Below are 20,558 nucleotides of genomic sequence, written 5' to 3'. Positions count from 1 at the left end.
CCGCGGCAGGCGCGTCCCGCGGGGGGAAAAGGATGACTCGGCACCGTAGGACCGAACCGTCTCACCTGCCCCTTCCGGCGCATAAATATGAAGATCCATGGGAGGTCAACGAGGGCAAGGTCACAGCTGGAGCCCCTGCTCCAGCTAACGGTCGTTCGCTTAGCCTGCTGCTATGACCGCCGAGCCCTCCGAACTCCCCCTGGCCGCCGCCTTCCCCGATGCCGATCGAGAGCAGTGGCAGCGCCTCGTCGAAGGCGTGCTGCGCAAATCGGGCGCCTCAGAGGCGACGGGCACCGCCGCCGAGGATGCGCTCGCCACCGATCTGCAGGACGGTATCCGCATCCGCCCGCTCTACACCGCCGAGGACGCCACGGGCTCCCTGGGCCTTCCGGGCTTCCCGCCGTTCGTACGGGCCGGCCGGCCCGAGGGCACGACCGTCGCCGGGTGGGACGTACGCCAGCGCCATGTCCACACCGATCCGGTGCGTGCCAATGAAGCGGTACTGGCCGACCTGGAGAACGGCGTCACCTCGGTCTGGCTGGCCGTCGGCGACGGCGGGCTGCCGGTGGACGGCCTGGAGCGCGCGCTCGACGGTGTCTATCTGGACCTGGCCGCGGTGGTGCTGGACGCCGGCGCCGATTTCGCGCCCGCCGCCGAGGAGTTGCTGCGGCTCTACACCGCGTCCGGCGCGCCGCTCACCGAGGCGGTCGGCTGCCTGGGCGCCGACCCGCTCGGTCTGCTGGCCCGTACGGGCGACGACGCCAAGCTCCGCTTGCAGGGGGAGTCGGCCGCCCGGATCGCCGCGCGCTGCGCCGCGGAGGCGCCCGGCGTGCGCGCGCTGGCCGTGGACGCGCTGCCGTACCACGAGGCGGGCGGCTCCGCGGCCGAGGAACTGGGCGCCTCGCTGGCGACCGGTGTCGCCTATCTGCGGCAGCTGACGGAGTCCGGCCTGGGCATCGACGACGCCTGCCGGCAACTGGAGTTCCGCTATGCCGCCACCGCCGACCAGTTCCTGACGATCGCCAAGCTGCGCGCTGCCCGGCGGCTGTGGGCGCGGGTCGCCGAGGTCTGCGGGGCCTCCCCCGCGGCCGCCGCGCAGCGCCAGCACGCCGTCACCTCCACCGTGATGATGACCCGTCGGGACCCGTGGGTGAACATGCTGCGCACCACGGTCGCCGGGTTGTCCGCGGGCGTGGGCGGCGCGGAGGCGGTGACGGTCCTGCCGTTCGATGCCGCACTGGGCGTGCCCGATGCGTTCGCCCGCCGGATCGCCCGGAACACCCAGTCCGTGCTGCTGGAGGAGTCGCATCTGTCGAAGGTGATCGACCCGGCGGGCGGTTCCTGGTACGTGGAGAACCTGACCGACGAGCTGGCCGGTGCGGCCTGGGCGTTCTTCCAGGAGATCGAGGGCGCGGGCGGTCAGGCCGCGGCGCTGCGGTCCGGGATGATCGCCGGGCGGCTGGCCCGTACCTGGGAGCGCCGCAGCAAGGACCTCGCCCACCGGCGCGAACCGATCACCGGGGTCAGCGAGTTCCCGCACCTCGCCGAGCCCCCGGTGCACCGCGAGCCGGCGCCCGACCCGATCGGCGGAGGGCTGCCTCGGGTGCGCAGGGACGATGCCTACGAGCGGCTGCGGTCGCGCTCCGACGACCGTCTGGCGGCGAGCGGTGACCGGCCGAAGGTCTTCCTGGCCGCGCTGGGCCCGGTCGCGGCGCACACCGCGCGGGTGACGTTCGCCGCCAATCTCTTCCAGGCCGGCGGCATCGAGACGGTGCAGGAGGCCGCGCCGGTGGACGCGGAGTCGGTGGCCGAGGCGTTCGCCCGCAGCGGCGCGCGGATCGCCTGTCTGTGTTCGAGCGACGCGGTGTACGGCGAGCAGGCGGCGGCCGTGGCGACCGCGCTGAAGTCGGCGGGGGCGCTGCGGGTGCACCTGGCCGGCAAGCCGGGTGAGCGCCGGGAGGAATTCGTAGCGGCCGGGGTGGACTCCTTCGTCTTCGCGGGCTGCGACGCAGTCGAGGTGCTGTCCTCGGCCCTGGATGTCATGGAGGTGGCGTGATGAACGACACGACACAGCAGACGGGCGCCATCCCGGACTTCAGCACGGTCGAGCTGGGGAAGCCGGCTGCGGCGGACACCGCCGGCGGCACCGGGGAGTGGGCCGAGGCCGTGGCGCAGTCCACCGGCAAGGGCGTGGCGGATCTGACGTGGGAGACGCCGGAGGGCATCGACGTCAAGCCGCTGTACACCGACGTGGACCTCGACGGCCTGGACTTCTTGGGCACATACCCGGGGATCACGCCGTATCTGCGCGGCCCGTACCCGACGATGTACGTCAACCAGCCCTGGACGATCCGGCAGTACGCCGGCTTCTCCACCGCCGAGGAGTCCAACGCCTTCTACCGCCGCAACCTCGCGGCCGGCCAGAAGGGCCTGTCGGTCGCCTTCGACCTGCCCACCCACCGCGGTTACGACAGCGACCACCCACGGGTGACCGGCGACGTCGGCATGGCGGGCGTCGCGATCGACTCGATCTACGACATGCGGCAGCTCTTCGAGGGCATCCCGCTGGACAAGATGACGGTGTCGATGACGATGAACGGCGCGGTGCTGCCCGTTCTCGCCCTCTACATCGTGGCCGCCGAGGAGCAGGGCGTACCGCCCGAGAAGCTGGCCGGGACCATCCAGAACGACATCCTCAAGGAGTTCATGGTCCGCAACACCTACATCTACCCACCGCAGCCCTCGATGCGGATCATCTCCGACATCTTCGCGTACACCTCGCAGAAGATGCCGCGCTACAACTCCATCTCCATCTCCGGCTACCACATACAAGAGGCGGGCGCGACGGCCGACCTGGAACTGGCGTACACCCTCGCGGACGGGGTGGAGTACCTGCGCGCGGGCATGGCGGCGGGCATGGACGTGGACTCCTTCGCCCCGCGGCTGTCGTTCTTCTGGGCGATCGGCATGAACTTCTTCATGGAGATCGCCAAGCTGCGGGCGGCCCGGCTGCTGTGGGCACGCCTGGTCCAGCGCTTCGAGCCGAAGAACCCCAAGTCCCTCTCCCTGCGCACCCATTCGCAGACCTCGGGCTGGTCGCTGACCGCGCAGGACGTCTTCAACAACGTCACGCGTACTTGTGTGGAGGCGATGGCCGCCACCCAGGGCCACACCCAGTCCCTGCACACCAACGCCCTCGACGAGGCGCTGGCCCTGCCCACCGACTTCTCCGCCCGTATCGCCCGTAACACCCAGCTGTTCCTGCAGCAGGAGTCGGGCACCTGCCGGGTCATCGACCCGTGGGGCGGCAGCGCCTACGTCGAAAAGCTCACCCACGACCTGGCGCGGCGGGCCTGGCAGCACATCGAGGAAGTCGAGGCGGCCGGCGGGATGGCCAAGGCCATCGACGCGGGCATCCCCAAGCTGCGGGTCGAGGAGGCCGCGGCCCGAACCCAGGCGCGGATCGACTCGGGGCGGCAGGCGCTGATCGGCGTGAACAAGTACCGGGTGGAGACCGATGAGGAGATCGACGTCCTCAAGGTCGACAACTCCTCGGTGCGCGCCCAGCAGATCGACAAGCTGAAGCGGCTGCGTGCCGAGCGCGACGAGGACGCCTGCCAGGCAGCGCTGCGGGCACTGACCGCGGCGGCCGAGTCCGGTCCCGGCGAGGGCCTGGAGGGCAATCTGCTGGCGCTGGCGGTGGACGCGGCCCGTGCGATGGCCACCGTCGGCGAGATCTCGGATGCCCTGGAATCGGTCTACGGGCGGCACTCCGGCCAGATCCGTACGATCTCCGGTGTGTACCGAGACGAAGCGGGCCCCTCCTCCGGTGTCGAGCGCACCCGGGACCTGGTGGCCGAGTTCGAGCGCGCCGAGGGGCGCCGGCCGCGCATCCTGGTGGCCAAGATGGGCCAGGACGGCCATGACCGCGGCCAGAAGGTGATCGCCACGGCCTTCGCCGACCTGGGCTTCGACGTCGATGTCGGCCCGCTGTTCCAGACCCCGGCCGAGGTCGCCCGCCAGGCGGTGGAGGCGGACGTCCATATCGTCGGGGTGTCCTCGCTGGCGGCCGGGCACCTGACCCTGGTGCCCGCGCTCAAGGAGGCACTGGCCGCCGAGGACCGCGAGGACATCACGATCGTGGTGGGCGGGGTGATCCCGCCGCAGGACGTGCAGCCGCTGCGCGACATGGGCGCCGCCGCGGTCTTCCTGCCCGGCACGGTCATTCCGGAGGCCGCGCACGACCTGGTGCGGGACCTGGCGTCGGTCCTCGGCCACGAGCTCTGAGCGGGGGGTCATGCCTGCGACGATCGATGTCGACCGGTACGCCGAAGGTGTCCGTGCGGGCTCCCGCGCCTGGATCGCCCGCGCCGTCACCCTGGTGGAGTCCACCCGGCCCGACCACCGGGCGGCGGCCCAGCGGCTGCTGGTCGAGCTGCTGCCGCACTCCGGCGCGGCCCGCAGAGTGGGCATCAGCGGGGTGCCGGGCGTCGGCAAGTCGACCTTCATCGACGCGCTCGGCTCGCTGCTGACCGGCGCCGGACACCGGGTGGCGGTGCTCGCCGTCGACCCGTCCTCCAGCCGTACCGGCGGCTCCATCCTGGGCGACAAGACCCGGATGGAGCGGCTGGCCACGGACCCGGCGGCGTTCGTCCGCCCCTCCCCCACCTCCGGCACGCTGGGCGGGGTGGCGCGGGCCACCCGGGAGTCCATCGTGGTGATGGAGGCCGCGGGCTACGACGTCGTCCTGGTGGAGACGGTCGGCGTCGGCCAGTCCGAGACCACCGTCGCCGGCATGGTCGACACCTTTCTGCTGCTGACCCTGGCCCGCACCGGCGACCAGCTCCAGGGCATCAAGAAGGGCGTACTGGAGCTGGCGGACCTGGTCTCCGTCAACAAGGCCGACGGCCCGCACGAGCGGGACGCGCGTTCGGCGGCCCGCGAACTGTCCGGAGCGCTGCGGCTGTTGCAGCCCCCTGACGCGGCCTGGACACCTCCCGTCCTGACCTGCAGCGCCCGCGAGGGCACCGGTCTGAAGGGGGTCTGGGAGCGGGTCGAGCAGCACCGCACCCTCCTGGAGTCCACCGGCGCACTGGCCGAGCGGCGCCGCGCCCAGCAGGTCGACTGGACCTGGTCGATGGTCCGCGACCGGCTGATCGACCGCCTCCAGGAGCACCCCGAGGTGCGCCGGCTGGGCCCCGGCGTCGAAAAGGCGGTGCGCGACGGCGAGATCACCGCGACGCTGGCAGCCGAACGCCTGCTGGAGGCGTTCGGGCTCGGGGACGGCCTCGCGGGCTGAAGGCCTTGCGGGCTGACGGGCTGACGGGCGAGGCATAGGGAAGTTCCGCGCTACCGGGACCCCGATGCCTCCTCCGGTCGCGCCGTGCCCGGCCGGACATCTCCCGGCCGGTCGCCTCGCCCCCGTGCCGCGAAGTGCGCCACGGCCATGTCGCGGAACCGCCTGGCGGCCGTGGAGAGATAGCTGTCCTCGCGCCGGACCAGGCTCAGGGTCCGTACGCAGTCAGGGGTGTCGAGGTGCAGCCAGGCGAGCGGCACCTGCGGGAGCTCGGCGCGGGCGAGCGCGGGGATCAGGCCGATGCCGAGGCCGGCTGCCACCAGGAAGTGCGTGGCACCCGGCTCGTCTCCCTCGCAGGAGATCACCGGCCGCCGCCCGATCCCGCTGAACAGCCGCTCCAGCAGCGCACGTTGCCAGTGCCCCGTCCTGGTGGTGATGAAGGGCTCGTCGGCGATCTCGGCCACCGTGACCCGCTCCCGGGCGGCCAGCGGATGACCGGCCGGCACCACGAGCAGCACCTCTTCGCGCGAGAGCCGCACGGCGCCCAGACCGGGCCCGGACAGCGGCTGGGAGGCGATACAGAAGTCGACCTCCCGGGACCGTAACTGTTGGTGCATCACATCGGGAGTCGACTGCAGGCAGCGGACGATGACCCCGGGGTGGGCGGCGCGGAATCCGGCCAGCAGTTCGGTGAGGGGCAACAGCGTCTCGGCGGCCACGGCGACGGAGCCGTCGTCCAGTCCGGCGGCATCGGCCATCTCCCGCCGTGCGTCGTCGAGTTCGTCCAGGGCCCGCTCGACCCGGGCCAGGAACGCGGCGCCATAGCGGTTGAGCCGGATGGTGCGGCCCTGCCGGTCGAAGAGCGGCACGCCCAGCTCGGCCTCCAGCCGGGCGATCGTCCGGCTCACCGAGGGCTGGGCCACTCGTAGTTCCTCGGCGGCCCGGCTGACGTGCTCCCGGCGCGCGACCTCCCGGAAGTAGCGCAGGGACAGCAGATCCACGGCTTCTCGGGCCTTCCGCTCGGGTGAGGGCGACCCGGGAATCGTCACACGGCGGGAGCGGGCCCCGTTCCGCGGGGCGACCGGGCCCCGTTCCGCGGGGCCGGCCCGCGCCGCGCTCCCCCGGCCCCCGCCTCAGCCGCGTCTCAGCCCCGACTCGACACCGTCGCCCAGACCGTCTTCCCGGTCCCGTCCGGCGGTGTCCAGCCCCAGGAGTCGCTCAGCTGGTCGACGATGTGCAGGCCGCGTCCGGACTCCGACAGGGCGTCCGGCGGCTTGACGACGGGGGCGTCGGTTCCGGCGTCCGAGACCGCGCAGAGCACGGTGGAGTTCTGCCGGGTCAGCGCGAGCCAGGCGTTGCAGAAGGGGGCGGGTGCCTCGACGGCGTCGTCGTCCCCCGCGTCCTTGGCGCCGTAACGCAAGGCGTTGCTGACGAGTTCGGAGACGACCAGGGCCACGTCATCGGCCACATCGGCGCACATCTGCCAGCCCGCGAGAGTCGCCCGGGTGAACCGGCGGGCCTCCGGCACGGTGCGCGCGGTGCCGCTGAGGGCGCAGGCGGCGAAGCCGTCGGGGGCTGGCATCCACCATCCGCCCTCACACGGTTCCTCCCGAAGGGCGTCGTGCACGGTCTCTGCCGGATGTGTGGTCATCAACATCTCCGCGAGGGGGAATTCAGGGCTGGGCCGGACTGCCTCGGAGGGCTAATATCCTCGTCAGCCGTCACAGGATGCAAGTGCATCTGCAATTACATCAGTAAGGACGGTCGCTCAGGGGCTTGTTCACGCCAACGTGATCGCAGGCTCGGGATCGGTCGGAGGAGAGACCTCCAGCAAGGAGCAACTGTTATGGAGCCGGTGACCAACGGCATGCAGGCGACCAGCATCGAAGGCGTCGTCTGGCGCAAGAGCCGCCGCAGTAACCCCAGCGGCAACTGTGTGGAGCTGGCCGTTCTTTCGGACGGCGGGGTGGCGGTGCGCAACTCCCGGTTCACCTCGGGTCCGGCGCTCGTCTACACCCACGACGAGATAATGGCTTTCGTCCAGGGAGCCAAGGACGGTGACTTCGACGATCTCATCGCCGGCCACTGACGATGCGCCGTCGTGATTGGCGCATATGTCGATCGGATAGTCGCCCCGGCTGTACGAAGCGCGCGGGGCGGTGGGACACTGGGCGCTCGCCCGACCACTCAGGGGAGTCAGCATGACCGCCGCGCAGCCGAGCAGCGATCCGTCCCTGCGCCGCTACCTGGAGCATCCGCGGGGCGGCCCGACCGTCCTGCGGATCGTGCTGGGCACCCAGCTTCGCCGGCTGCGTGAAGGGGCGGGCATCACCCGTGAGGCCGCGGGGGACGCCATCCGGGGTTCCCACGCGAAGATCAGCCGCCTGGAGCTGGGCCGGGTGAGCTGCAAGGAGCGGGATGTCGCCGATCTGCTGACGCTCTACAACGTCACGGACGACGCGGTCCGTTCCGACTTCCTCAAGCTGGCCCGCAGGACCAGCACTCCGGGCTGGTGGCATCAGTACAACGATGTCCTGCCCGGCTGGTTCGAGACGCATATCGGTCTCGAAGAGGCCGCCTCGGTGATCCGTACCTACGAAGTCCAGTTCGTGCCGGGCCTGTTGCAGACCTCGGACTACGCCCGCGCGGTGGCGCAGCTCGGTCATCCGCGCTCCTCTCAGGAGGAGATCGAGCGACGGGTACAGCTGCGCGTGCAGCGTCAGGAGCTGCTGACCGTCCCGGATGCACCGCGGGTATGGGCCGTGATCGACGAGGCGTCGCTGCGCCGTCCGCTCGGCGGCCCTGAGGTGATGGCTGGCCAGCTGAGACATCTGCTGAAGATGGCCGAGCTGCCGAATGTCACGCTGCAGATCGCGCCGTTCAGCCTGGGCGGTCTGGCGGCGGCCGGTAGTCCGATCACGATCCTCCGGTTCCTGGAGCCGGATCTGCCGGACATCGTCTATCTGGAGCAGCTGACCAGCGCGCTCTATCTGGACAAGCGCGATGACGTCGATCATTACCTCGCGGTGATGGACCGGCTCAGCGCGCAGTCCGAGTCGCCCCGTGAGTCCCTGGCGATCCTGGAGCGGCTGCTCAAGCAGGAGAGCTGAGGCGCGGGCGGCTGACGCGCGGAACCCGGAGCCCAACAAAAGGAGGCGGGGTACCCATCGGGCGCCCCGCCCCCTCTTTCCTGCTGCGGCGCGTGCGCGCTACAGCTTGCGGGCCACTCCGCCGTATTCGATCCACTCCTGGGTGAGCTGCTTGGGACCGAGGTCCGCGTCCGGCTTCCAGGTGGAGACCTCCACCAGGCCCGGCTCCTGGATCTCCAGCCCCTCCAGGAACCCGGCCAGCTCATGAGCCTGCCGCACCCGGCCCCACTGGCCGTGCGTGCTGACCCGCATGAATTCGGTGACGAAGTCGCGGGTGGCGGCGTCCTCGCTGACCAACTGACACACCACCAGGAAGCTGCCGGGAGCCAGCCGGTCGGCGACCCTCTTGATGAGCCCGGCCGGGTCATCGGCATCGGGTATGCAGTGGAGGACCGAGACGAACAGCGCGGCGACGGGCTGCTCGAAGTCGATCAGCCGCTCGACCTCGGCACTGCCGAAGATGCCCTCGGTGTCCCGCATATCCGCCTGGATCACGGCGGTGTGGGCGTTCTCCTCCAGCAGCGCACGGCCGTGCGCCAGCACGATGGGGTCGTTGTCGACGTACACCACCCGGGACTCCGGGTCGACCTGCTGGGCGACCTGGTGGACGTTGTCCTGGGTCGGCAGGCCTGAGCCGTGGTCGATGAACTGGCGGATGCCGTGTTCGCGGGCCAGCCAGCGGACCACCCGCTGGAGGAAGCGCCGGTTGTTGATCGCCAGCACCTGGGTACTCGGGACGACCTTGCTCAGCTCTTCGCAGGCCTCGCGGTCCACGGCGTAGTTGTCCTTGCCGCCCAGGTAGTAGTCGTACATCCGCGCCACACTCGGGGTACTGACATCGACGACGCCGGCCTGCGGTCGTGATTCCTGGCTCATTCCACACTTTCCCGTCGGTTCGACAGTCATCAGCCATGGGGCAGGGGTGATCTCTCCGTATAGGAGCGACCACACGCTGCGAGCCCCCAACATACCCATCGGAAGGCGGTTGTTGCAGACGAGCGGCAGGGTCCCTTGAGAAGAAGTGACGGGTGCCGGTCGGTCAGCACGGATGAGCGCCCCAACAAGCGTACGAATGAAGGGTGTTCAATCGGCCAGATCGCGCTCCGGGGCCCGACGACCACCCCGTATCCAGGCTCCGCATCCAGGACCTGCATCGAGGGCCTGCGTCGAGGGCCTGCATCCAAGTCCGTACCCGGCAACTGAAGCCCCCTGGCCGGGGGTACGGGCCGCCGCCACGCCACTCACAGGCGGCGGCCCGTTCCTCTTTCCCCCGGCGACACCCAACGCCGGGTACGCCCCCGCGCGACCCGTCCCGGGCAGGAGCACCCCCGGGCCCGGACCGCATCCGGTTCCGCCTCGGCACACACCCGAGCAACAGCCGGTGCGGAGCGGGGCGTTGTATAAGGTCGCCTACCACCATCGACCCGCTTTACACCCCCTGGAAGTGCCGCCGAGACATCCGCACACCCGCCTGCTGCCTTACTTTTGCGTAAACTTACCAGCCAGTAAGGTTACGGTAGGCTGGCGCCAATGACTGACATACGCAGGCGACGTGTCCCCCGTCCGGTCCGGGAGCAGCAGATCATCGACGCGGCGATCAGGGTCTTCGCCAGGCGCGGCTACCACGCCGCCTCGGTCGACGAGATCGCCGAACTCGCCGGAATCTCCAAGCCGATGGTCTATCTCTACCTCGACTCCAAGGAGGGGCTGTTCCTCGCCTGTCTGCGGCGTGAGGCCGAGCGCCTGGTGGCCGTGTTACGCGCTGCCGCGAGCCCTGCGCACACTCCCGAACTGCGGCTGCGGGCAGGGCTGCTCGCGTTCTTCACCTTCGTCACCGAGCACCGGGACAGCTGGGTGGTGCTGCACCGTCAGGCGGCGGAGCTGAGCCCGGCGATCGCGGCGGAGCTGGTCCGGACCCGGCGGGCGGTGATGACGGAGGTCTTCGGGCTGGTCCGGGCCGGCGGCACGGTGGACACCGGGCCCGCCCGCCCCGACGACGAGGCCGGGTTCGTGACGTACGCCCTGGTCGGGGCGGCGGACTCGCTCACCGACTGGATGACGCTCCACCCTGGCGAGCCGCCGGAGCGGATCACCCTGCGGCTGATGAACATGGTGTGGGTGGGGATGCGCAATGCCCTCGTCGGCGAGGTGTGGACGACGCCGGCCCGGGACTCTTAGGCGTGGGGGCTTGGGGTGCGCCGGCCCCGCCTGGTGCACCCTGCCCACCCCGCCGCGCCGCGTCCCGTCGGCTGCATCCTGTCCCGTCTGCCGCGCCGAGCCGTACTGGCCCACTCCCCCGCCCGGCCGGTACAAGAGAGGCATGACCACAGAGCAGAGCGAGTTGCCGACCGCCCCGGGGGCCTCACCCACCACCCCGGCACCCACCACCGAGGAGCCTGCCGCCAAGGCGCCCACCACCGACGAGATGGTGCGTGCCAATGAGGCGAACTGGGACGCCCGTACGCCGGTCCATGTGGCCAGCCAGTTCTACGGCCTGGACGGTTCCCGGACCGCCGAGGGCTGGTTCGCGCCGTTCGAGTGGACGGATCTGGGCGATCTGACCGGGCGGGACGTCCTGCATCTGCAGTGTCATCTGGGCACCGAGACCGCCGCGTTCGCCGCGCGGGGCGCGCGCACGGTGGGGCTCGACTTCTCCGCTGCGGCGGTCGCGGAGGCGCGGCGGCTCGCCCAGGAGGGCGGCCGGAGTATGGAGTTCGTCCGGTCCGATGTGCACCGGGCCGTGGAGGCGCTGGGTGAGCGCCGGTTCGATGTGATCTACACCGGCAAGGGCGCGCTGTGCTATCTCCCCGATCTGGCCACCTGGGCCGGGATCGTCAGCGCGCTGCTCCGGCCCGGCGGGACGTTCTACCTCGTCGAGTTCCATCCCCTGCTCGACTCCCTGGGGCCGACGCCGAGCCCGGACCGGCAGGAACTCCGGCTCCATCATGACTACTTGGGAGGCCGGGGCCCGCTGAGGAGCGATACCCCGTCCACGTACACCGACGGTCCGCCGGTGCAGGGCGCCACGACGAGTTACGAGTGGCGGCACGGCCTCGGGGAGGTCATCTCGGCCGTGATCGGGGCGGGGCTGACCGTGCAGCTGGTCAGGGAGACCGAACTGCTGCCCTGGAAGCGGTTCGATGCGATGGTGCCGTCCGAGAACGGCTGGTGGCGTCTCCCGCCGTCGGAGCCGATCGTTCCGCTGCTGTATGCGCTAAGGGCGGTCAAGGCCTGAGCCACACGGCCGGCGCGGGCGCCCGGCGGCCCGCCGGCCCCCGCCCGGCCGGCACCGGGCGGCACCGGGCGGCACCGGGCGGCACCGGGCGGCACCGGAGCCGGTGGGCGCCTCAGCTCGCCGGCCCGTGGATCCTTCGGTGTGTCAGCGCCCACCAGACCTCCGCCAGATCGGCCGGGTCGCGGAGGCTGGTGCCGGTGATCTCCTCGAAGCGCCGCAGGCGGTTGCGCAGGGTGTTGGGGTGGACGTAGAGGGTCCGCGCGGCGGCTTCCAGGCGCAGCCCCTGCTGCAGATAGGCGGCCGCGGCCTCCTCCAACTGGACGCCCTCCTCGCCCCGTTCGGCCAGCGGCGCCAGACGGAGCCCCACCAGTTGTTCCCCCAGGGCCGGGAGCGCCACGACCGTGGCCCGCAGCCCCAGTTCCTCACGGGTGAACGCCCCGACGAGCCCGAAGCCGACGGCGGCCCGGAACGCCTGGGTCGCCCGGGTGAACTCCGCGGCGAGTCCGGACGCGGGGGCCGGGGCACCGAGCCCCAGGACCAGGCCGCGGCACAGCCCGCCCGGTCGCCCCGTCAGCAGCCCCGCCACCTCCCCGTCCACGGTCGTGACCAGAGGCTTCCCGGTCCCGTCCAGGGCGAGCCAGGGGCGCAACAGGGCGACGATCCGGCCGAAGGCGCGGTCACCGGGGCCGGGATGGACGGTGTCATGCGGGGCGGGTCCGGGCTCCGGGGTGCGGTCCGGCGCGCCGGGCGCGGGATCCTCGGGCAGGCGCGCACGGAAGGGCAGACGGAGCGCGCTGTGGTCGTACCCGCCCTCCGTTGCGGCCCCGTCCTCGGGGTATCCGCCGGCGCGGCGCCCATCGTCGGGGTAGCCGCCGACGGGGTAGCCGACGTGGTGCCCCTCGCCCGTGCCGCCGCCGGCCGGCCCGGCGCCCCACGCACCGCCCGGGGAACCGGCGGTGCCCCACCGCGCCTCGCCGAGCAGCAGGGCGCGGACCCTCGCCGCGCGCCGACGGTCCGTCATCGAGTCGCCCTGGGCGCCCACCCGGCAACTGCGCACGATGCGCAGCGTGTTCGCGTCGGCCCAGGCACGCAGCGTCTCGGCGATCGGCAGCAGGTCCTCGGCGGTCCCGCGCCGGGCCGCCATCTCCTCGCCGAACCGCCGCCAGACGATATCCGTGCCGATCCGGTAGGCGGAGATGATGTCCTCAACGGGCAGTGAGCGCGCCAGGGCCGTCACCTCGTCGAGGTGGGCCTCCGGGATGCCGTACGCCCGCCCGTCGCCCGGCCCCTGTGGTGTCCTGCGCTCCGCGGACCAGCGCTGCACCAGCGACAGGCCGTTGCGCAGGGACGCCTGCACCCGCGGCCGGAGCTGATCGGCCGACAGCGCCGCATAGGAGGGGAGTTGGGCCCGGAGGCCGCCGATGACCTCGTCGGTGAGGGCGCCGATCCCGGCGTGCAGCGCGGCGACGGCCTCCGGCACCGTTGTGGAAGTCTCCACCCGTCCCCTCCCGACTCGGTGTCTTTCCCCATGGCGAAAGCGATCATTCGTCGCCATGCTACGAGGAAGCCGCCCGAACCCCTACAGATGTTCGATCCTGGACGACTTTTCCCCGGTCGTCCGGCATGCGTTCGGCGTTCGGCGCCCGGCCCCGCTTTCCTCCCCACCCCCCCGCACCACCAAGGAATCCCATGGCTGTTTCCTGGCGCCGTATCGCGGTGCCCGCCGCCGCGGTCGGCGTACTCGTCCCCGCGGCTCTCGGCGCCCATGCACTGCTCTCGGGCCCCGACACACCGCGCACGTCCTCGGCCGGCATACCGGCCACCGGGGCGACGGTCCCCGGTGCCGTGCCGGACGATGCCCGGGCCTCCGGTCCCGAGGGCGGTGCCGCGGTCGCCAGGCCGTCCGACGCGCCGACCCGTTCCGGCAATTCGGTCTCCGTGCAGCTCTCGTCGTACGACGCGCACCGCAAGCAGGCGGAGCTCAAGCCGTCCGCCGGTAAGACCGTACGGACCGGTGATGTGATCGCCGCCGCGCCCAACCGGCACGCCCCTTCGGGTGCGCTGTTCAAGGTCGGCAAGGTCACCGGCTCCCACGACGGCAAGGTCCGGGTCACCACCGCTCCCGCGACGCTCTCGGAGCTGCTGGGCGATCAGAAGGTGGACCAGCGGACGGCGTTGCGGCCCGGCGAGGTCTCGGTCAAGCCGCTCTCCTCGGGTGTCACCATGCAGAAGCCCGCTTCCGGCAGCGGGGCGGGCAGCGGCGGCCCCGCCACTCCGTCCGGCGGTCCGGACGCGCCGTCGGGCACCCCTGGCGCCACCGCCTCCGGCTCCCCGAGCCCCTCGGCGTCCGACTTCTCCGGGATCCGCACCCAGCTCGTTCCCTCCGGTAACCGTCCCGCCCCCACCTCCTCCGGCAGCGCGCTGTCGCCCGAGGCGCGCAAGGCGCTCACCACCCTGCGGCTGGGCGTCAATGTGCCGCTGCCCAAGGGTGTGGAGGCGACCGGCAAGTCTCCCGCCCGGCTGGCCGGCGAGGTGACGTTCCGGCCCGAGCTGATCTTCCAGTACGAGAAGCGCGGCGGGCTGAACCTGCTGCCCCAGCGCGCGGCCATCGGCCTCGGCGGCTCGTACGGCTACGGCTGGCAGGTGCACGGCAAGGTCCGCAAGACCGCTGACACCGGGCAGATCGCGGTGCCGCTGGCGGCGGTCACCGGGCGGCACGTCTTCTGGGTGGGCCCGGTCCCCGTCGTGGTCAGCACCGAGGTCACCTTCACCTACCGCTTCACCGCGGGCGGCCGCATCGTGCTCGACGCCGACCAGCGCACCTCCGGTGCCTTCGCCGTCGGCGCGAAGTACGACCGGCAGAACGGGTGGCAGCCGCTGCACGAGGCATACCAGCAGACCAAGGGGGCGACTCCCCGGGTCGAGGGGGCGGCCACCGCGACGGCCCGCGTCGGGACGCGCGCCCAGGTGTTCCTCTACGACACCGCGGGCGTCGGCGGTGAGCTCTCCGTCCACCTGACCGGACGTGCCGCGGCGGCCAGTGACGGCGGTGCCCCGGCGTGGGCGCTCAGCGCGGGGTACGACCTCAAGACCGAGCTGATGCTGCAACTGAAGATCTTCGGCATTCAGATCGCCGATCTGCGCACCACACCGTTCGCGCTGCACGACGAGCGCAAGCTCTTCGGACGCGGGAAGCTGCCCGCCGCCTGAGCCCTCGCCCAGCACACACCGGACGGCGCCGCCGGGGACATCCGCTCCCCGGCGGCGCCGTCCGTGCGTCCGCGTACGGGCCCGGCGGTCGGCCGCGCCCGGCGGCCGTCCGCACCCTGCCCCGTCGCTCTCACCTCAGCCGCCGGTAGGCCGAGCGCAGCAGCTGATCCTTCGCCGGCCCGCCGACCCGCCACTCCAGATGCCAGGTGTCCGCCCCGGTGACGGTGAACGTTCCCTCGTAGCGGTCCTCGGCGCAGGGGTGGACGGCACGCCAGCGGCCGGTCCTGAGGTCGAGGTCGTGAAAGGGCCGGCCGTCGGCGAAGTCGATCTCGGCGGTGCCGTCCGGGCGGGGCCGCAGTCGCAGGGTGCGGCTCGCCGGATGCACCACGGCGCCCCACCGCAGCCGGCCCTCCTCGCTATGCAACAGGCCCTTCCCCGCCGGGTCGGGCCGGAACTCTGCGGTGCCGCGGAAGCTGCCCTCGACGCCGGTCCGCAGGTCGCACACGGTGCGCTCGATGCTCCAGCGGCCGGAGAGGTACGCCGCGGCGTCGGGGACGGGGTGCGGGGACGGATGCGGTCCGGCAACCGGCCCCGGTTCAGGCTCCTGCCCCAGGGCCCGCCCCGGCTTCGAGTGCCGCTTTGGCTCTGGCTCCGGGGGCCGCCCCGGCCGCGGCGCCCGCGCCGCTTCCTGCCCCTGCCCTCGGTCCAGCTCACTGCCCATCCCCCCATTCTCCCGTGCGCCCGCGGGCGTCACCCCGTCGGCCCCGCCCGGCGGCGTTCCCCTCTCCTCCGGCTCCTTCTCCCCCGGCCCTTCGTACCGTGCGGAGCCGCACCGCCCGTCTTACTCTCGGTTCAGTGATCGTCACCGAGGTCCGCGCGGCGGGCCGCCCGTCGGCCCGACGCCGTCGGCCGGGGCGCCGCGGCCGACGCCGCCGCCTCGTACGAGCCGGAGACCGGAGGCACCACCATGCCGGAGCTGTTCATCGGGGGTCAGTGGACCGCAGCGGCCGACGGGCAGGTGCGGGAGATCCGCTGCCCGGCGGACGGCACGCTGGTCGCGACCGTTGACGAGGGCGGGCCGAAGGACGTGGCGGCGGCGATCGGCGCTGCCCGGACGGCCTTCGACGACGGGCCCTGGCCGCGGACACCGGCGGCCGAGCGCGGCCGGCTCGTACTGCGCGTCGCCGAGCTGCTGGAGCGCGACAAGGACGCGCTGGCCAGGGCCGAGTCGCTGGACACCGGCAAGCGGCTGGTCGAGAGCGCCTACGACATGGACGACATCGCCAACTGCTTCCGCTACTTCGGCAACCTCGGCGCGGCCGGCGGGACCGACCGGGTGGTGGACGCCGGCGCCCCGGAGATCGCCAGTACGGTGCGGCACGAGCCGGTCGGCGTCTGCGCGCTGATCACCCCGTGGAACTACCCGCTGCTGCAGACCGCCTGGAAGGTCGCCCCCGCCCTGGTTACGGGCAACACCTTCATCCTGAAGCCCAGTGAGCTCACCCCGCACACCGCCGTCCACCTCATGCGGCTGCTGGCCGAGGCCGGGCTGCCGGACGGCGCCGCCAATCTGGTGCTGGGCACCGGCCAGGTGGTGGGCGCGCCGCTGACCGAGGACCCCCGGGTGGACATGGTGTCGTTCACCGGCGGTCTGCTCACCGGGCGGCGCATCATGGCAGCGGCGGCGCCGACGGTGAAGAAGATCGCCCTGGAGCTGGGCGGCAAGAACCCCAACATCGTCTTCGCGGACGCCGATTTCGACACCGCCGTCGACTACGCCCTGATGGCGGTCTTCCTGCACTCCGGGCAGGTCTGCTCGGCGGGCGCCCGGCTGCTCGTCCAGGAAGAGCTGCACGATGCGTTCGTCGACGAACTGGTCTCCCGCGCCCAGCGGATCCGGCTCGGCGGGCCGTTCGACGAGCATGCCAGGACCGGCCCGCTGATCTCGGCCGCGCACCTCGCGAAGATCGAGGCGTATGTGGCGGCGGGGCTCGAAGAGGGCGCCGTACTGCTCTGCGGCGGTTCCCGGCCCGACGATCCGTCGCTGGCCAACGGCTTCTACTACCTGCCGACCGTGCTGGACGAGTGCACCCCGGACATGTCCGTCGTGCGTGACGAGAGTTTCGGCCCGGTGCTGACCGTCGAGCGGTTCCGTTCCGAGGACGAGGCGGTCTCGCTCGCCAACGACACGGTGTACGGGCTGGCCGGGGCGGTGTGGACGCAGGACAGCGGGCGTGCGCACCGGGTCGCCGCCCGGCTGCGCGCGGGCACGGTATGGATCAACGACTTCCACCCCTATGTGCCGCAGGCCGAGTGGGGCGGGATGAAGCAGTCGGGCATCGGGCGCGAGCTGGGGCCCGCGGGACTGGCCGAGTACCAGGAGGCCAAGCACGTCTGGCGCAATACCGCGCCACGTCCGCAGAGGTGGTTCGAGTGACCGACTCCGAGTCCCCGCGCCCCGGCACCCGGGCCGACGGTTCACACGACGACGATTCCCTGGCCGAACTCGGCTACAAGCCGGAACTCAAGCGCACCCTGGGCAACTTCCACACCTTCGCCGCCGGCATCAGCTATATCTCCATCCTCACCGGCACCTTCCAGCTGTTCTACTTCGGTATCGCCCACGGCGGCCCGGCGTACTGGTGGTCCTGGCCGATGGTCTTCCTCGGGCAGCTGATGGTGGCGCTGTGCTTCTGCGAGCTGGCCGCCCGCTACCCGGTGGCCGGGTCGGTCTACAACTGGTCGAAGAAGCTCGGCGGTCCGCACATCGGCTGGCTCGGCGGCTGGATGATGGTGACCGCCACCATGGTGTCGCTGTCCGCGGTGGCGCTGGCGTACCAGGTGACGCTGCCGCAGATCTCGTCGTGGTTCCAGTTCATCGGCGACGGCACCGGCAAATCCGCGGCCGAGAACGCCGTGGTGCTCGGCACGATCCTCATCACCTTCACCACCCTGGTGAACGCCTTCGGGGTCAAGCTGATGGCGCGGATCAACTCCGCGGGCGTGGCGATCGAGCTGATCGCCGCCGTCGTTCTGATCATTCTTCTCGCCGCGCACGTCACCCGCGGACCCGGCGTCGTGCTGAACACCTTCGGTCTGGGCAGTGGCCAAACCCTCGGTTACTTCGGTGCGTTCCTCACCGCGGCACTGGCCTCGGCGTACGTCATGTACGGCTTCGACACCGCCTCCTCGCTCGGTGAGGAGTCCAAGGACCCCGGCCGCAACGCGCCCCGCGCCATCCTGCGGGCCCTGATCGCGTCCTTCCTCATCGGCGGTCTGATCCTCCTCTTCGCCCTGCTCTCGGTGCCCGATCTGCACTCCGCGAAGCTGTCCGTGGACGGCCTGCAGTACGTGGTGCTGTCCACGCTCGGCTCGACCATCGGGCAGATCGTGCTCTGGTGTGTGGTTATTGCGATCACCGTGTGCGAGCTGGCGGTGCACACCGCGGGCATCCGGCTGGCGTTCGCGATGGCCAGGGACAACAACCTCCCGGCCGCCTCGCTGCTCGCCAAGGTCAGCCCGCGCTTCCAGACGCCGGTGCTGCCGGCCGTGATCATCGGCCTGGTGGCGATCGGCATCCTCCTCATCAACGTCAACCAGCCGCAGATCTTCTCGGTGATCACCAGCATCGCGATCATCATGATCTACCTGGCCTACCTGGCGGTCACCCTGCCGATGCTCTTCCAGCGGCTGCGCGGCAACTGGACGCCGGCCAAGGGGAAGTTCTCCCTGGGCAAGTTCGGCCTTCCGGTGAACGTCCTCGCCGTGCTCTGGGGCTTCGGCATGTCCCTCAACCTCGCCTGGCCACGCGCCGCGGTCTACAACGCGACCGGTCCGCAGCACTGGTACCTGCGCTGGGGCGCCTTCTTGTTCATCGGCGTCGTCGCGATCGGCGGGTTCACCTACTACTGGTTCGTCCAGCGCAAGCGCACCGGAGTCCTGGCCATGCACGCCGCCGTCGCCCCGGACAGCGGCACCCCGGGCAGCAGCGGCACCCCCACCCCCTGATCAGGAGACGGCGCGATGCCCCAAGAGGCCCCTGTGGACGAGTTCGACTATGTCGTGGTCGGCGGCGGCACGGCCGGCGCCGTCGTGGCGGCCCGGCTCAGCGAGGACCCGACGGCCACCGTCTGCCTGCTGGAGGCCGGCCCCTCCGACGTCGGTGACGAGAACGTGCTGCGCCTGGACCGCTGGATGGGGCTGCTGGAGTCCGGATACGACTGGGACTATCCGGTCGAGCCGCAGGAGAACGGCAACAGCTTCATGCGGCACGCCCGCGCCAAGGTGCTCGGCGGCTGCTCCTCGCACAACTCCTGTATCGCCTTCTGGGCCCCGGCCGAGGACCTTGACGAATGGGCCGCGATGGGCTGTACGGGCTGGAGCGCGGCCGACTGCTTCCCGCTCTACCAGCGGCTGGAGAACAACGACGCCCCCGGTGACCACCACGGCCGCAGCGGCCCGGTCACCCTGCGCACCGTCCCGCCCCACGACCCGTGCGGGGTGGCGCTCCTGGAGGCCTGCGTGGCGGCCGGCATCCCGACCACCCCGTTCAACACCGGTCAGACCGTCGTCCGGGGTGCGAACTGGTTCCAGATCAACTGCCGCCCGGACGGCACCCGTTCCTCCGCTTCGGTGTCCTACCTCCACCCCCTCATGGGCACCCGCCGGAACCTGGAGATACGCACCGGTCTCCGGGCCAAGCGCCTGAACTTCGACTCCGCCCGGCACTGCACCGGCGTGGACTACCTCGCCCCCGACCTGATCCACACCCGCACCGTCAACGCCCGCCGTGAGACCGTCGTCTGCTGCGGCGCCATCGACTCCCCGAAACTCCTGATGCTCTCCGGTATCGGCCCGGCCACCCATCTGCGGGCCACCGGTGTCGAGCCGATCGTCGACTCCCCCGGCGTCGGTTCCTCCCTCCAGGACCACCCGGAGGGCGTGATCATGTGGGACGCCAAGCAGCCCATGGTCAACTCGTCCACCCAGTGGTGGGAGATCGGCATCTTCACGAACACCGAACCCGGCCTCGCCCGCCCGGACCTGATGTTCCACTACGGCCAGGTGCCGTTCGACATGAACACCTACCGCCACGGCTACCCCACCTCGGAGAACGCCTTCTGCCTCACCCCGAACGTCACCCGCGCCCGCTCGCTGGGCACGGTCCGGCTGCGCACCCGCGACTTCCGCGACAAGCCCAAGGTCGACCCGCGGTACTTCACCCACGACCACGACATCCGCGTCATGACCCACGGCCTGCGCCTCGCCCGCGAGATCGTCTCCCAGACGCCCATGGTCCAGTGGGCCGGTACCGAACTCGCCCCCGGCCCGTCGACCCACTCCGACGCCGACCTCTTCGACTACCTCCGCACCACGCACAACACGGTCTACCACCCCGCGTGCACCGTCCAGATGGGTGCCCCCGACGATCAGGCGACGCCCCTCGACCCCCACTTGCGCGTCAAGGGCGTGACCGGCCTGCGGGTGGCCGACGCGTCGGTGATGCCGTTCCTGCCGGCCGTGAACCCCTGCATCACCACGATGATGATCGGGGAGAAGTGTGCGGATCTGATGCGCAGCGACTGATCCACGCACCGCGGCTCCACGCACACCGACGACCTACGAGGTGGGCTCCCTTCGCCGGCATGGTCCGGATCAGGTGCTAGGG

16 protein-coding genes are annotated in these 20,558 nt (G+C 71.5%); 11 read left to right on the top strand and 5 right to left on the bottom strand.

Features of this window, described 5'->3' with window-relative positions; translation table 11 throughout:
- Window positions 1-172: 172 nt before the first annotated feature.
- From mutA to meaB, 3 genes are read left to right on the top strand one after another with little or no spacing between them, the layout of a single operon-like run.
- Complete coding sequence (gene mutA / locus ABR737_RS37550) at window positions 173-2,056, top strand: methylmalonyl-CoA mutase small subunit (protein WP_350255633.1); 1,884 nt, start codon at window positions 173-175, stop codon at window positions 2,054-2,056.
- Window positions 2,056-4,287 (top strand): methylmalonyl-CoA mutase, encoded by a 2,232-nt coding sequence (gene scpA / locus ABR737_RS37545; RefSeq protein ID WP_350255632.1) that lies wholly within the window; start codon window positions 2,056-2,058, stop codon window positions 4,285-4,287. Before mutA ends, scpA begins: the two co-directional genes overlap by 1 nt.
- A 10-nt stretch (window positions 4,288-4,297) precedes the next feature.
- Entirely contained in the window at window positions 4,298-5,299 is a 1,002-nt protein-coding gene (gene meaB / locus ABR737_RS37540; protein WP_350255631.1) for a methylmalonyl Co-A mutase-associated GTPase MeaB, read from the top strand.
- A gap of 50 nt (window positions 5,300-5,349) precedes the next feature.
- On the opposite strand, the gene ABR737_RS37535 is transcribed toward meaB, so the two are convergent.
- Together ABR737_RS37535 and ABR737_RS37530 are read right to left on the bottom strand one after the other, a co-directional pair.
- The gene (locus ABR737_RS37535; protein ID WP_350255630.1) at window positions 5,350-6,297 is read right to left on the bottom strand and encodes a LysR family transcriptional regulator; all 948 of its coding nucleotides are present in this window, start codon (window positions 6,295-6,297) and stop codon (window positions 5,350-5,352) included.
- A 143-nt stretch (window positions 6,298-6,440) separates the two neighbouring features.
- Window positions 6,441-6,878, bottom strand: a complete 438-nt coding sequence (locus ABR737_RS37530) for an ATP-binding protein (protein WP_350255629.1) — start codon at window positions 6,876-6,878, stop codon at window positions 6,441-6,443.
- 264 nt (window positions 6,879-7,142) lie between these two features.
- On the opposite strand from ABR737_RS37530, the gene ABR737_RS37525 reads away from it, so the two are divergent.
- Both ABR737_RS37525 and ABR737_RS37520 read left to right on the top strand, forming a co-directional pair.
- The gene (locus ABR737_RS37525) at window positions 7,143-7,385 is read left to right on the top strand and encodes a DUF397 domain-containing protein (RefSeq protein WP_350255628.1); all 243 of its coding nucleotides are present in this window, start codon (window positions 7,143-7,145) and stop codon (window positions 7,383-7,385) included.
- Window positions 7,386-7,497: 112 nt separating this feature from the next.
- Entirely contained in the window at window positions 7,498-8,406 is a 909-nt protein-coding gene (locus ABR737_RS37520) for a Sco1979 family transcriptional regulator (protein WP_350255627.1), read from the top strand.
- Between the two features lie 99 nt (window positions 8,407-8,505).
- Here the strand turns inward: ABR737_RS37520 and ABR737_RS37515 are convergent, their stop codons facing one another.
- Window positions 8,506-9,321 carry an SAM-dependent methyltransferase gene (locus tag ABR737_RS37515; protein ID WP_350255626.1) on the bottom strand — a complete coding sequence of 272 codons (816 nt, stop codon included), beginning with the start codon at window positions 9,319-9,321 and terminating at the stop codon, window positions 8,506-8,508.
- A gap of 654 nt (window positions 9,322-9,975) precedes the next feature.
- Here ABR737_RS37515 and ABR737_RS37510 point away from each other — a divergent pair.
- Together ABR737_RS37510 and ABR737_RS37505 are read left to right on the top strand one after the other, a co-directional pair.
- Window positions 9,976-10,623 (top strand): TetR/AcrR family transcriptional regulator, encoded by a 648-nt coding sequence (locus ABR737_RS37510; protein WP_350255625.1) that lies wholly within the window; start codon window positions 9,976-9,978, stop codon window positions 10,621-10,623.
- A gap of 247 nt (window positions 10,624-10,870) precedes the next feature.
- Window positions 10,871-11,680 carry a class I SAM-dependent methyltransferase gene (locus ABR737_RS37505; protein ID WP_350257073.1) on the top strand — a complete coding sequence of 270 codons (810 nt, stop codon included), beginning with the start codon at window positions 10,871-10,873 and terminating at the stop codon, window positions 11,678-11,680.
- A gap of 112 nt (window positions 11,681-11,792) precedes the next feature.
- Here ABR737_RS37505 and ABR737_RS37500 read toward each other — a convergent pair whose 3' ends face one another.
- Window positions 11,793-13,178, bottom strand: coding sequence for a PucR family transcriptional regulator (locus ABR737_RS37500; RefSeq protein ID WP_350255624.1), 1,386 nt, complete (start codon window positions 13,176-13,178; stop codon window positions 11,793-11,795).
- Window positions 13,179-13,369: 191 nt separating this feature from the next.
- Here ABR737_RS37500 and ABR737_RS37495 point away from each other — a divergent pair, with 191 nt between their 5' ends.
- Complete coding sequence (locus ABR737_RS37495; protein ID WP_350255623.1) at window positions 13,370-14,890, top strand: hypothetical protein; 1,521 nt, start codon at window positions 13,370-13,372, stop codon at window positions 14,888-14,890.
- 130 nt (window positions 14,891-15,020) lie between these two features.
- Here ABR737_RS37495 and ABR737_RS37490 read toward each other — a convergent pair whose 3' ends face one another.
- Window positions 15,021-15,611 carry a DUF6314 family protein gene (locus ABR737_RS37490; protein ID WP_350255622.1) on the bottom strand — a complete coding sequence of 197 codons (591 nt, stop codon included), beginning with the start codon at window positions 15,609-15,611 and terminating at the stop codon, window positions 15,021-15,023.
- A gap of 246 nt (window positions 15,612-15,857) precedes the next feature.
- Between ABR737_RS37490 and ABR737_RS37485 the strand changes: the two genes are divergently transcribed.
- From ABR737_RS37485 to ABR737_RS37475, 3 genes are read left to right on the top strand one after another with little or no spacing between them, the layout of a single operon-like run.
- Window positions 15,858-17,327, top strand: coding sequence for an aldehyde dehydrogenase family protein (locus ABR737_RS37485; protein ID WP_350255621.1), 1,470 nt, complete (start codon window positions 15,858-15,860; stop codon window positions 17,325-17,327).
- Window positions 17,324-18,898 (top strand): APC family permease, encoded by a 1,575-nt coding sequence (locus ABR737_RS37480; RefSeq protein ID WP_350255620.1) that lies wholly within the window; start codon window positions 17,324-17,326, stop codon window positions 18,896-18,898. Before ABR737_RS37485 ends, ABR737_RS37480 begins: the two co-directional genes overlap by 4 nt.
- Before the next feature lie 15 nt (window positions 18,899-18,913).
- Window positions 18,914-20,476 (top strand): GMC family oxidoreductase, encoded by a 1,563-nt coding sequence (locus ABR737_RS37475; protein WP_350255619.1) that lies wholly within the window; start codon window positions 18,914-18,916, stop codon window positions 20,474-20,476.
- The last annotated feature ends 82 nt before the right edge of the window (window positions 20,477-20,558 follow it).

The sequence above is a fragment of the Streptomyces sp. Edi2 genome, assembly GCF_040253635.1.
Lineage (GTDB): Bacteria > Actinomycetota > Actinomycetes > Streptomycetales > Streptomycetaceae > Streptomyces.
Note: the sequence above shows the minus strand (reverse complement) of the source record. Positions and strands in the feature narration are given on the sequence as shown.